At 43.8% G+C, this 13,277-nt stretch carries 10 protein-coding genes and 1 other RNA gene; 7 read left to right on the top strand and 4 right to left on the bottom strand.

From position 1 onward, the window contains the following. Positions 1–25: 25 nt before the first annotated feature. The 5 genes from P0078_RS18065 to P0078_RS18045 all read left to right on the top strand — a co-directional run bounded on the left by P0078_RS18065 (position 26) and on the right by P0078_RS18045 (position 4,127). Entirely contained in the window at positions 26–1,372 is a 1,347-nt protein-coding gene (locus tag P0078_RS18065) for a sodium-dependent transporter (RefSeq protein ID WP_282931303.1), read from the top strand. A gap of 173 nt (positions 1,373–1,545) precedes the next feature. Then, positions 1,546–1,935: a transfer-messenger RNA gene (gene ssrA / locus P0078_RS18060) on the top strand. A gap of 954 nt (positions 1,936–2,889) precedes the next feature. Next, the gene (locus P0078_RS18055; RefSeq protein WP_282931301.1) at positions 2,890–3,096 is read left to right on the top strand and encodes a hypothetical protein; all 207 of its coding nucleotides are present in this window, start codon (positions 2,890–2,892) and stop codon (positions 3,094–3,096) included. Between the two features lie 282 nt (positions 3,097–3,378). Continuing rightward, positions 3,379–3,735, top strand: a complete 357-nt coding sequence (locus P0078_RS18050) for a hypothetical protein (protein WP_282931300.1) — start codon at positions 3,379–3,381, stop codon at positions 3,733–3,735. Positions 3,736–3,872: 137 nt separating this feature from the next. After that, the gene (locus P0078_RS18045; RefSeq protein WP_282931299.1) at positions 3,873–4,127 is read left to right on the top strand and encodes a hypothetical protein; all 255 of its coding nucleotides are present in this window, start codon (positions 3,873–3,875) and stop codon (positions 4,125–4,127) included. Positions 4,128–4,850: 723 nt separating this feature from the next. On the opposite strand, the gene P0078_RS24785 is transcribed toward P0078_RS18045, so the two are convergent. Further along, a complete protein-coding gene (locus P0078_RS24785) occupies positions 4,851–5,189 on the bottom strand; it encodes a YjaZ family protein (protein WP_444937234.1) in 339 nt (112 codons plus the stop codon). Positions 5,190–5,882: 693 nt separating this feature from the next. On the opposite strand from P0078_RS24785, the gene csrA reads away from it, so the two are divergent. Continuing rightward, on the top strand, positions 5,883–6,092 hold the full coding sequence (gene csrA, locus P0078_RS18040) for a carbon storage regulator CsrA (protein WP_282931298.1): 210 nt from the start codon (positions 5,883–5,885) through the stop codon (positions 6,090–6,092). 167 nt (positions 6,093–6,259) lie between these two features. Here the strand turns inward: csrA and P0078_RS18035 are convergent, their stop codons facing one another. Beyond that, complete coding sequence (locus P0078_RS18035) at positions 6,260–7,462, bottom strand: serine hydrolase domain-containing protein (protein ID WP_282931297.1); 1,203 nt, start codon at positions 7,460–7,462, stop codon at positions 6,260–6,262. A gap of 57 nt (positions 7,463–7,519) precedes the next feature. Next, entirely contained in the window at positions 7,520–8,371 is an 852-nt protein-coding gene (locus P0078_RS18030; RefSeq protein WP_282931296.1) for an alpha/beta hydrolase, read from the bottom strand. Positions 8,372–8,591: 220 nt separating this feature from the next. Here P0078_RS18030 and P0078_RS18025 point away from each other — a divergent pair, with 220 nt between their 5' ends. After that, a complete protein-coding gene (locus P0078_RS18025) occupies positions 8,592–10,757 on the top strand; it encodes a winged helix-turn-helix domain-containing protein (RefSeq protein WP_282931295.1) in 2,166 nt (721 codons plus the stop codon). A gap of 365 nt (positions 10,758–11,122) precedes the next feature. Here the strand turns inward: P0078_RS18025 and P0078_RS18020 are convergent, their stop codons facing one another. Next, positions 11,123–13,114, bottom strand: a complete 1,992-nt coding sequence (locus tag P0078_RS18020; protein ID WP_282931294.1) for an LVIVD repeat-containing protein — start codon at positions 13,112–13,114, stop codon at positions 11,123–11,125. Positions 13,115–13,277: the final 163 nt, after the last annotated feature.

Raw genomic sequence — 13,277 nt, 5'->3', positions numbered from 1 at the left:
TAGAAGAATAATTACGGGATTTACCATGAGTGCACCGCGAGGACAGTTCAGCTCGAATATTGGCTTTTTGATGGCTGCGGCGGGCTCCGCCGTTGGTCTCGGCAATATTTGGGGCTTTCCAACCAAGGCCGCCAGTAACGGCGGCGCCGCCTTTGTAGTCGCCTACTTATTTCTAGCCTTTGCGCTCGCCTACCCAGCCCTGATGGCGGAACTCACCATCGGCCGCCACGCGCGCCGCAATATGGTGCAGGCGCTGCGCTCCATTTCCAACGGGCCCATCAGCCGCTTTTTCGGAGGCCTGACCGGCTTCGGCGGTATCCTGGTGGCCTCACTTATCCTGAGCTTCTACGCCATTGTGGCGGGCTGGATGGTGGCGCACCTGGCCGAACCTTTCGCCGGCCTGTTCGGCGCCCAAGAGGCAGCCCAGTGGTTGGCCGGCAACAGCACCGATCGCAATATGATCATGACCGCTATCTTCAGTGGTCTCACCATGCTGATTATCGCCAGTGGTGTTGAGAAGGGGATCGAGCGCTGGTCCACCCTGTTGATGCCATCGCTGATCATCCTGTTATTGCTGTTGATCTGCTACGTACTCACCCAGCCCGGCGCCCTGACCGGCCTGGAAGTGTACCTAATGCCCAACTTCGACCACTTCACCCCGGATCTGCTGATCTCCGCCATGGGTCAGGCCTTTTTCTCCCTATCCCTGGGTGTAGGCACCATGCTGATCTACGGCTCCTACCTGAGCCAGCAGGAAAGCCTGCCGCGCCTCGGCGCCCTGGTAACCCTGATTGATGTGGGCATCGCCTTCACAGCGGGCCTGCTGATCCTACCCGCCATGTACGTAGCCCAGGAAGCCGGCACCCAGATTTTCTCTGCCGACGGCTCCCTGATCGCTGGCCCAAGCCTGATCCTACAAGTGCTGCCGGCACTGTTCGACACCATGGGTGAAGCCGGGATATTCGTCGCCATCGCCTTCTTCGCGCTGATGGTTATCGCCTCCCTCACCTCCTCCATTTCCATGTTGGAAGTACCGGTGGCCTTCTCTATCGAGAACCTGAATATCCCTCGCCGCATCGCCACCCCGATCGTTGGCCTGATCATCTTCGGCGTGAGTTGCGGCATCATCTACAACTTCGACGCCCTCTTCGGACTGGCAGTCAGCATCAGCACCGAATACGGCCAACCTCTGCTCGGCATTGCACTATGTATCTTTGCTGGCTGGATCTGGCGCCGCGATCAGCTGCTGAGTGAGCTCAAAAAAGGCCATGAAGATATCGAACACACCCTGTTCTGGAAAATCTGGCCCTGGTACGTGCGCATCGTCTGCCCACTGCTAATCCTGACTGCTTTCGTACAGTCCATTGCCTAAACTGATCTCCCTCCCGGCGGTACCCCACCGCCGGGAACTCCCTTCCCACTTAAGCCCTCCCTCAAAGCGCCTGACTAAAGCGACTCTGATCGCTCAAATGGCGAATACATAAAATTTATTGCTAACGTGAATTTTGAGGTATACTTAGATGACACACGAAAGTGTTTCTTATCGGGGATGACTTGGATTCGACGCCGGTGACGAAACCTTGGGTGCATGCCGAGATGGCAGCGAATCTCGTTAATCCAAAGCTGTATTTTATTAGTTGCCAACGACGACAACTACGGTGCCCAACTCGCTGCGTAAGCAGCTTGTGAAGCGCTAACTAAGGGTTCGTCCCTTAGCAGTCTTCAGCAAGGTTCCAGTATCGCGCTGTAGACTGTTATACAGAACTGGATCGCCGCAAGCCATACTCGTGGGTAAGCGGTTAAACAACTTACGGGATCGCCCTATACGTCCTGACCGCCGGGCTGTAATGGGTTAAATCAATAGACGGAGCTAAGCATGTAGAGCCTCTGGCAGAGTGCTGACGGACGCGGGTTCGACTCCCGCCATCTCCACCAAATCGAAAAAGGCCAACCGTGAGGTTGGCCTTTTTTATTTCTAGCTCACATCCAGAAAACCTTCAGGTTCAAGAGCTAAACAATTTCCTTGCCCAAAAAGTCGACATCATTAAAGTGCAACTATCCAACACTGTATACACTACCTCTTAACTTCTTTTAAATCCGGCTTCCCCTCAGGATTATCATCTCGCATTCCATCTTTCCCCGCTCAGTAGCTCTGTCTGATCTACTTCTTCGGAACCTGATAACAGCTCTTCATCACACTTTTTAGCGCACTCCTTTCTCAACTTTTGATATTCAGTAGTGCCCTTTGGGAGGCGTTTTTCATTGAGAATAAATCACCGCCCTAAAACAAACAGCGACAAGGGTAATCAGCAAAAGGATTGACTAAGCAAAAATTAATATCTCCTCCTAAAGCTCTGACTACTTTTAATTACACACAAGAGAGACAATTTCATTTATGAGCATCACGCTCCTAAATTTTGCACGTCCGCACCAGTCACTTAAACGGCACGTAATTCTACCCAAACTAATCTAATCAAGTTTTACAATCTCTACGAAATATTCCCTGCACCCGCTTAGCCGCCACTTATTAATGGCCAAAGTTAGCGCTCGATTACTACACATCAAGCAAGGATCACTCTGGCGCAAACATGGTGGGGACGAGTTACTAAAGGGAGATAGTAGTGCTAACAAAGGAAGAGATTTTACATTACAGATCATACAGAACTATTCTTGGATTCACATCGATATGGGAATTCTAAAAAACCTAGACTTAATCATATTCGCCTCATGAAAGATGCGTTACTTCAAGCAAGAAATGGGGTGAAGTTTGTCGTATACAGAAGGCCAAGGTATACAAACCACTACAATGTCTACCCCCTCAAGAACAATGCAACTCGGTGAATCTCATGCCCTCATGGACCACACTAGAGAGTACACTCAGAGATTATTGTGGAAACATTAGACTTAAAGCTCCCCTATACCAACTTAACCCTAATCCTGGATTCAATGCGATACCATCTTAAACAAATTGAAAACCTTGATGAGAATTCAATTAATGAAGACACCCTGTCTGATCTGCTTAACGATGCAGAAATCCTTAAAGGTGTAGAAGCTAATCTGGCAAAGCTCTTTAGTGAAAAGTTTGCCCCCTATTAGAGGCTTATGTAGTGGTCAACCCTTTTTAGGGTATGATAAATCGAGAGGTCCAGACAATAGTTAGCGACTACAGCTCTGCATTTCACCTAGGTCGCAAGCTAGTGGATAGACCCCAATCAGCAATCTCGGACACAGCGACGACTTTTATATTTCGGTTTCGTCTTCATTTAAAAGCCTTGCATGCAGTGGATTTTATCGTGCAAGAAGAAATTCACTCTTTCATTTTTTATGATAACGTAAAATAATATATTTTCTATTGATAACTAACGTAAGGAATCTCTAATGTTTAAAAAGGCATTTTCTATTACTTCTGGTGCAGTAGCACTCTCTGTTTTTTCTGTTCAATCTCATGCTTACTTAGAATGCGGTTACATTGATGTGAAAGGAATAACGGTACAAGCAACTCGTGACAATGGTAGTGCTTATGCAGATACTTTACGTATATTTGTAAATAGCCAGGGAGATTGTGAAGGAGTCAAATACGCATATCTTGAAAACTCAGAACCATCTTATCCAAGTATTTTATCTACTCTGCTATCTGCGCAGGCTTCAGGAAAAAAAGTAAGCGTAAATGTTAAAGAGTCGAGCGGTATATCTTCAGATGCACATGAAATTGAATGGATAAGCATCTGGGAATAAGTTTAATTAATATCGCAGGATACACATAAGAAGCCGTTGAAGCATACCCAAGCAAGCATGGTCCGATTTGCCAGGCTTGCTTGGGGATCTTAACGGGGCATTCAGTCTGTAGAAAAACGCTTAGAGGTTTGTGTTTTTTGATAAAATGGAGCCTCAATATTGAGATCCTATACACACCCAACTCCAAGAACTATGATTACAACCAAGATGCCATGATCGTAATCAACTTCGAAGGGCAGTTACAACCTCAAACTTTTGAGTTTGCTTTCCACCATCTGATCAATGCTCACATAGATCTATCTGTTTTTAATGAATACCTTCATCGGCCATACCAAAAAACAGGCATTAACCAGGAATGGGTTGAAGACCCCAACAGAATTAACGGCGCGTAAAAATAGTTTACATAATTGATATTTAGCGATTCTAGCTACCAATTAATACGATTCTTCTGCAAGCGCTCAACAAAACCTACCCCCTTGCCCTTATAACTCATTGCTATAACCATCTTAATCATTATTGACCTCCAGAAGCTCGGACTGGTGTGCCATCTAGACAGAGCAAAGGCGATAAATATTCCCTCAGATTGCCGCTAAAACCTTTAAAATCTGTATTTTCCATATAAATCAGTTAGTTAGGCTATTAGAATCTCTTAACTTAAAAATCAAGAAGACTTAATTGGAGACCAAATGCCGATAAGAATCCTGTAATTACCCCTCTCTCATTGACGAAGCCGCCAGATATTAATATATTAATCAACGTGAGTAGCGATAGTCGGTGTCCCTTTGGGGTAGCTCTCATGGCACCAGTTAACACTGGTTTCCACCAAAGTGTGGTCATAATCAAGACGCCCGACAGTGATTATGCAGAGCCCCGGTTTTCCGGGGCTTTTGCATTTTTGATGCTTATAATCGTTTTCTGAGATATTCCGACAAAATCATACAAAAGCGTTTACCGCCGTGCCCCCGCACATCAAACGGACGATTTCTCCGCCAATGCACACTGCGAACCCAAAGCCCCAACTGTGGATTACGTTTACTTTTGAAATTTAAACGCATACAGATATACCAACCCTGCTGCTCCTTAAACCCAGAGCGACCTTCTTGCCGGTAAATAATTTACCTACTTCCCCCTATAAGGCAATTTCGGTATGTCAGGTCACGAATAATCTCCGGTAACTGTTGCGAGAAGTCCCATCGAACAGGGCAAAAAACTCTCTCTTCCACATTGCCGCCACGCTTTGATTCACGAACCATTACGTGACTATCTAAGTCTTCAGGATTTCGTAACCGCGTAAAACAATGGTTGGAAAAAATAACTCGGCAAGCAATATCTTTCGCAGGCTCTCCCTTTTCAAGCTTTACACCATATGAAGTCTCGAATTCCTGTGTGTGCTTTAGGTTGTAGATATTTCCCGTATCGGGGCAAATCCACTGCCATTTTTTCTTATCGTACATGGAGGCTAACCGGCAAATTTAATAAGTAGACCTCAGGAAAAATTCATTATCCTGCACTTACCGACTAACTCAATATCAAATAAATTATGGCAGGATAATTCAGTTTAAATATTTAACCAACACATAAAGCCAAACTCAATTTAACCCGATACATCCAATAAGAAACTGATACCCACAAGACAGACAGAAAAAAATTTAGGCGCCCAAATAATCTTATTGGATTTTATTCAGTTTTCTTCAGCGTCAAAGCTGCGTAGAATCGATAGATATTTAGCAATATTTTGGGCCGTGATCAAATCGGCTTCGACAAGCCAGCAGCCCAAGATAAAACAAGAACATCAAGAGTTGTATAAAAGACCCATTCTCAAAGGAGAACGGTAGCGTGACGTAAGAGACAGTAAAAGGCGCTGACCCAAGGTGCGGCAACACCCGGGGCCAGCTAACCAAGTTGATATCTAACCTATCAAAATGGCTCCATGAATGGTACGCTAGAAACCCACTCGTCTTCAATAAAAGGTTGCAAATTCAGTAACCTGAGGCGATTCCCCAAGCACTGGGAGTCTAGCGCCCGCCTTTTCTTCTTTTACGCCTACCGTTCTCGCGCCCCTCCTTATACCTGCAACCGATATTACTTTCCTGGCCTTCCCGTTATGGAAGGTTTGCCAATGCTTTGCGTCTCATTAGGAAACCAATATGTTGATTTTAAACCGCCGTACAGGCGAGAACCTCAGGATTGGGGAAAACGTCTCAATCACAATATTAGAAGTTAAAGGTAATCAGGTGCGGGTAGGTATAATCGCCCCCAAGACCTTGGCGGTTCACCGCGAAGAGATTTATAGGAGAATCAAAAGACAACAGAGGCAAGACAATGGGGATAAAAAGCAAATTTTCCCAGTAGAGTGAACCCTAACAATCCTGCTTTGGTCCTACCAATTCAAAACCGGTAACTACCGCAACCCTTGTGTAATCGAACAATCTGTCCAGCATTTAGGGCTTCCTTATTCCAGAGGCCCTAAATGCTGGACAGAAAACTTTAACACTGCTTAGGCAAGGTCAATAAATGTAACAATTTAGCCAGCTGTACCAGTTAATGCAGAAGATACAAAAGCTGGCAAAATACGTTGTTCTATCAAGCCCAGGGTTTTGTCATCATCTCTGTGGCCGGTGATAGCAATCACCAAGTCAAGATCTTCAATGGAGACCACATACTGGCCACCACCGCCCCAGCCAAACTTTGCGATATATTTCTTGTTGCCAACCTTCAAAGGCGTTCGCCAGAAGAAGTATCCGTATGAAAAATTGGTATAGTCAAACTCATCCTCTGTGGGAACAGCCACTTTACCAGTAGCCTTGGCAATATACGCCTCCGGTATTAACTGGTGGCCATTCCATTTTCCCTTATTAAGTACCAAAGTGCCCCACTTAACCATACTGCGGGATGTCATCATGGCTCTTGATCCTGCCTGGGGCACTCCACTAACGGCTTCCTTCCAGTGATAGATATCTATCCCCATCTTCTCCAGTAGCTCTTCTTTTATAAAGTCGCTCGCAGAACCGGGAACTACAGCATCCAGAACCAGCATTGCAATCATTGGGTCTGAGCCTTGATATAAATAAGTCTGCGAATCAGAAGTGATCGGCTTACTGTAACTTAGATAGATTTGGGCTAGCTTTTTCCCGGTTAACTGCTCAGGTTTTTCTAGTAAGGCATCGAGTTTTTCCTCTGCAATACGGATTCCTGACTGCATGCTCATGGCATGATTTAGTGTGACAAGGTCTGCGCCTTTAACGAGCTGTTTCCTATCCAGCCCTTTCAGGAAGGAAATGACAGGCTTGTCTAAGTCTTCCATGGTCAAATAACCTAACTGTATCGCCCGCCCAATTGCCAGGGCTGTATAAGCCTTGGTGGCAGAGGCTTGAGGGTGAGGAAAATTAACGCGACCAAGGGAATAGTAGGATTCAAAAACCAGTTTGTTGTTTTGAGCAACTAGCAAGCTATCGTAAGGTGTATGTTGGTTATCAGCTATTTCTAGTGCCAGCTGTTGCAAACTCTCCTTGATTACATCTATCTCACCAACAGGAATACCGTCTTTTCTATCCGCTGGAGCTGTATCAATAAATGCTATTTTAAGCTTTGGTATTGATCTCTCCAGGCCTGTGAGGTCGCTACTATAGTCGGCCATATTGACTTCTGGTGCCTGTAGGTCTCCTGCGCTTACAGTAGTAAATATCCCGTACGTTAGCCCGATTGTGATTAGCTTCTTGATAAGCATTTCATATCCTATATTTAATTTTTAACGGTTTATTAATATGGATCGATATACTATTGATTAGTGTTTCACTTTATCCGCAAGCCAATAAATACTGCGCACTGAAGTCTTTGGAAACGCCGTTGTGTGATTAGCCGATTCAATAACCACCGGATCTATGGATAAGTTAGCCAGCTTTTGGCTCTTTAACTCACTAACAAACCTTTCTACCGTTGCACCCAGCTCCTTTTCTAAAGCGCCGTAGGCAATAAATACATTGGTTTGTTTTGGTAGTTCTATCAATGGTTTGTTAGGCTCTAGTTCAAGACGAGAATCCATATAAGTGCCGATCAATCTTGATGGGCTACCGATAATGTAGTTCTGAAAAGTATCCGGTTGGCTTATTAAGGCATAGACTCCAAAGAGACCACCAAATGAGTAACCGAAATATGTCCGATTATCTGGATTCGCGCGGTAATTGCTTTCGATATACTTTATAACGTCATTTCTGATAAAGGCGAGATGCTGATGGGCCTCTCCTTTAAAGGATTCTTTATCGTTAGCTTTATCATCTGAGGGTAGTGCTGGTTTAAAGTCCCGATATCGACTCGACCATTCATTTTCATCAGCTGGCATACCTTTCCGCCAGCCAATGCCCACCAAAATTGCATCTTCCAGTGCATACTCTGTGGTGGCCGACAGTATTTCAACCGCCCACAAAGCATCTGTATAATAAATGACCGGATGCTTTTTGGTGTCACTCTCCTCATATTTCTCAGGCAGCTTGATATACAGCTCGTATTCCCTGTTATTGCCGGAATCCTGAATGGGTATCACTTGGATTGTGGATAACTCCAGGGCTTTATGCTCACCTGCTTCAAGGGCAGCGATAGGTAGCAACAGGAGAAAGGCGACTAGTAAACGCTTTTTCATATCAGTATTTATACCGTTACATGTGATCGGAGAAGCGTTCAATCTAAACAAGGAGCCTATGAAACACCTGAAGTGCACCTGACTTTTGAATGACTTTGTTCTGTTACTATAAAGTGCTTATTTATCAACAAGTTACAAAGTCTGCTTTAGCTATAATCAGGGTTTATGCTAGTATCCATTGCCAAAATTTAGCTCATATTTTGTTCAGGTAGATACATCAATGACTTCACAATATTGGGTAGGTGACTTCTTTGTTGATTTATCCAGAAACCAGATCACCCGACATGAGCACTCGCAAACTGTCCCCCCTAAAGCCCTTGCTGTCTTAACCCACTTAGCAAGACATCAGCGAAAAGTGGTGAGCCAGGATGAGCTACTGTCTGAGGTCTGGCCGGATACAATAGTCACACCCAATACGCTGCAAAGAAGTATTGCGCAACTTAGAAAAGCCTTTGGGGAAGATCGGAAACAGCAGTCTTATATTAGGACCCATGCGAAACAGGGTTATAGCCTGGAATGCGATATTGTTTGGCAAGATGGTGATTCTATTCCACAGGGTAAGACAGCACCGGAAGAAGAAGCTCCCTCCCCCACTTCCCCTAAGCCTGAAATAGATATAACACCGGTTAATCCAAGCCACCAAACCCAGACGATCAAACCAAATCGATTTCCAATCTTTGCACTTGTCGGGTTGGTATTATTAGTATTTGTTATATTTAAACACTCTCCGCCCGAGCAAAGCTCTCAGCTTGTATTTGATCGATTACAGGCGGTAACTGCAACTGACCGTAAAGAGTTTAGCCCCTCTTATTCGCCTGACGGTGAATATATTATATTTAATCGTTACTTAGATAAGCTCTGCGTTAATAAAATCTGGGCCAGAAATATTCATACACAGAAGGAAACAGAGTTGACTCCAGAATGGGGTACTTATGGCCGCCATACACTATCACCGGATGGCAAGAAACTGGTATTTATTTCTGAAGAAGACTGCACCATACCGCTAACCCAAAATACTTGTTACAACCTGGTAAGCCTGGATTTTCAAAAGGCATTAGCCAGCCCACAGCAGCCAAATGTATTAATGCGCTGTAGAAATTCTGCGATTAAGAACCCGGTATGGCTAAATAATAATGATCTCGCTATTTTGCACAAAGAGACCGACCGTTGGCGGTTGATCAACTATTCAGTCAAGGATAATGCCAGTCGGGTTCTTTATGACCTGGAGAATGGGAACCTGGCCTATTTTGATTACTCAATAAGTGATGGATTAATAGCCGTAACCAGCCATCATCAAGATGGCCAGCTTTATATCGATATGCTGGATTCCAAGGGGGCGCTTTTATCCAGCCACCCGATAGACTATCCGGATGAAATCCCCCAGCGCAGGACCATATCCCCTAACTTTTCACCGCTTACAGATGAGTTAATCTTTAGCACAGGGCGGCGACTCTTCTCTCTCACTTATGATGGAAAGGTCAGTAAGCTTGATTTACCCCTGGATCAGTCTGCCAGCTCGCCGGAATTCCACCCAAATGGGCAGAGGGCACTCCTAATTAAGGGGCGTTATGATAGTGATATTGCCACTATACCTCTTAGCCAGCCTGAGTTGATCGATACGCCCTCAGAAGAAAATGTGAGCGAACTCTACCCAAGCACAACACGGTCGATTTTGGGGGAAGATGATGGCATTTTCCAACCCAGTGGCAACTTGATTGCATTTACATCCAGGCGCTCTGGTGAGGACCAGGTGTGGATAACTGATGGCAGTGATTTACAGCAAGTCAGCCAGTTTCCGATGGATACCAATATCTACGGTATTAGTTGGTCTGCTGACGGCCAAAGCATACTGGCGAGTGCTAATCAGATACTGACTAAAATCTCCCAGGACGGTAGCAGAGAAGCCTTCCCATTAGCGCATCCAGTTGACCGGCTATTTCAGTGGGATAGTGTGAGTAACCTCGCACTGTTAACTCTAACGGTGAAAGGTGTTACAAAGTTTGCAGAAGTAAACCTTGATAATCTCGAAGTAAGTATTATCAACGATACCCAAGTTAACTGGGCCCAAAGAAGCGAGGATGGCCGGCTGATCTATATGGATCATATGAACCGCTTCTGGCAGCCCGGTCCTGCGGAAGACCAGCTTATTGAAGAGCTGATTAATCAGGGCAGTGAAAAAAGGTTTGTGATCAAAGAGAATGTGATTTACTCAATCAATCGAGATGACCAGTTATGGTCTTACGACCTCGACACCGATAACTTTTCTATTTTGAGAGCAGTGCATAGGGATATCAATTATCTGACCGATATTAGTCAGGAAAACCTAATGATTACCTATGTTGTTGCCGCTAAAAAAGAAGTGGCTGAGTTATTCTTAAGAAAATAAAACGTTCTTAAGGGTCTCTGCATTTTTTGATAGGCCTTGAGCTTACAAGCAACTTGAGGCTTTGCAGGGAAAATAACACTATAACTCATCATTTAAATTAGTAGATGGTTAACCGTTCTCCTTTAATATAACTACTGCAATATTATTTATTGTGACCTTCATTGATACCTTGCCTTCATAGCACCAATTAATATTTATTAACTTTAATTCTCATGCGAGAACATGGCCAAATAGCTCTGACTTTAAAGTTAGCAACCAGACGTCGAAGAAAGAGACCGGAGCAGTTCTAAAAACCACTCCAGTCAAAATAGCCTACCAACGTTTATCGGAAACTATATAAACAATTAATCAAGAAGGATAATCAGTTAGTCAAAGTGAGTGACGATTACCTGAGAGTTAAACCAAATATCATTACCGACCATAACCCTCAGAGCAGCTTCACCTTCAAAGTCACTATTATTCCATATTAATTTTGCAGTTTTATTTTCACGGTTTACTTCACTAATCTCACAAGTTCCCATGTCCACAATACAAAGAGGAATATCTAGAACCCGTTGTCCTTGACTTGGAGTTGTCCAACTTAAATCATAAGTAATGGAACCATCGTTATCACTAACTTGAGTTATGGCGGGATTATTCTCTAATGTATTTTCAATAACCGTTAGCCCTCCCATACCATCAGCAGAGTAGATTAGGTTATCAATGACTTCCACATCATTTGAAGGGCCAGAAGTACTGAAATGCCCTACTATTTCAGGTGCTCGGGTAACTCCAACATCATAAATTGTCACACCATTTCCATTAAGAAAGGCCAGTCCATCATTGAGAACGACTTTAGGCTGATACCCTCTAAACCCACTGCTGATATCGACTGCCGATGTCGTATCTACAATTGGCAAACCATTTTCATCCAATGTAGTGGCGCAAAGGGTAAATCCTGAGAAAGCTACCAGGGTTGAGTCCTCAACATCTAGAGAGTAAATAGTCCTATGACAGAATCTGGTTTCGCTTAGTATTACCGCTGTAGGTAAAGAGATGTCTGCGATCTGAACGCCTAGACTTGACGCCATATAGAGTGAGTCACCATGGGCTGTAATTTCATATACTAATCCTGGCGCTTCAAATTCACTCCATTGAGATCCATCAACTAAAAAACGTATCAAGGAGTAATCTTCTTCATCATTTACAGCTGGATACTGTTCAACCGTAAAGTGTCCTTTTTGCAGCTTTGTACTCTTATAGGCGGAGTCCAGAATCCTCTTTGAAGTAGGATTGGCTTGGAATAGCTCAACAATATTTTCACCGCCGGAAACATCTATATCAGAAAGACCACCGCTAAATGGAATACTAACTATATCATTCTTATATGATTCAATATTGCCTATATAAGAGTCCGCTGAAGATCGGGAAATAGAAAAATCAAATTCTGGATTCAGCCTTTCTGATATATCGTAGAAGTTAATACTGCCTTCAGCATCTGATGCGGCAAGCAGGCTTTCACTAGGAAATGCCAAGTACTCTAGAGATTTACCCTCTGAAAGGGTATTCAATTGTGCTGAACCCATTTTTTTTACTTCACTCGTTGCCACACTTCCATCAAAATGCTTTATAGCAACGATTTCCCCATTGTCTGTAACGTAATCAGCTCCTGTTTGGAGGTATTTAACTTCAGGATGAAGAATGTTTATATCTTCACCTAGTGGAAAGGTAGTGGTCAGCCCCTGTGTATTGAGATAGAGAAAGGTTTCACCTTTGGATATAGTAAAATTGTACGGGGCTTCAGTATCTATATTTTCAAAAACAAATGACTGACTTGCAGTTAGGCTACCATCATCATCAAGTTCATATTTTGCAAGGTGATCTTTTTCAACACAGAAAAGCTGATCTTTATGAAGTTCAATGTCATAACATGAAATTGAAGAAGAGGCAGTCGGGGTACTCATGCCTGGATCGGTTAATATATCAAAGGTATATAATTTACTGCCAGTAGCTACAACAGCCCTACCCTCCGAAACTAATATTTTTTTCGGGTAATCTATATTTGCCTCCACGCCAACCAAATTCACATTGGGTAGATCGGAAATATCATAGATTTTAAGTCCGTTTGTACTATTATTAAAAGCTACAGCCAGATAGTCACCATAGACAGCACCAAAAGCTTTTTCAGCTCCGTTATCTGCAGCACTGGTTGGAACCGTGACTGTTTGTAATATTTGTCCTTCAGTAGAAGTTTGAATAAACTCCAAGTTTTTCGTAGAGACCACTATTGCCCAGTTTTCATATTGGACAATATTTTTTTCATGCCATGAATAAACATCTATCTGTTGATGAACTTCCTTAGGAGTTGGCTGCCCCAACTCAGGTAGTGGGCGATTTATAAACGAGCTGCTATTGTCAACAAAGTAAATACGCTCATCTGAAAGATAAAAATCTTCCGCTACCCAAACTCCTTCCGTCGCATAGTTCTTGAACGGATTTTCTTTTAAGCTAGCAGCAGAAATAATGGTAAATTGTGAGGTA

Origin of the sequence: Microbulbifer sp. VAAF005 (assembly GCF_030012985.1) — a bacterium.
Taxonomy (GTDB): domain Bacteria; phylum Pseudomonadota; class Gammaproteobacteria; order Pseudomonadales; family Cellvibrionaceae; genus Microbulbifer.
Note: the sequence above shows the minus strand (reverse complement) of the source record. Positions and strands in the feature narration are given on the sequence as shown.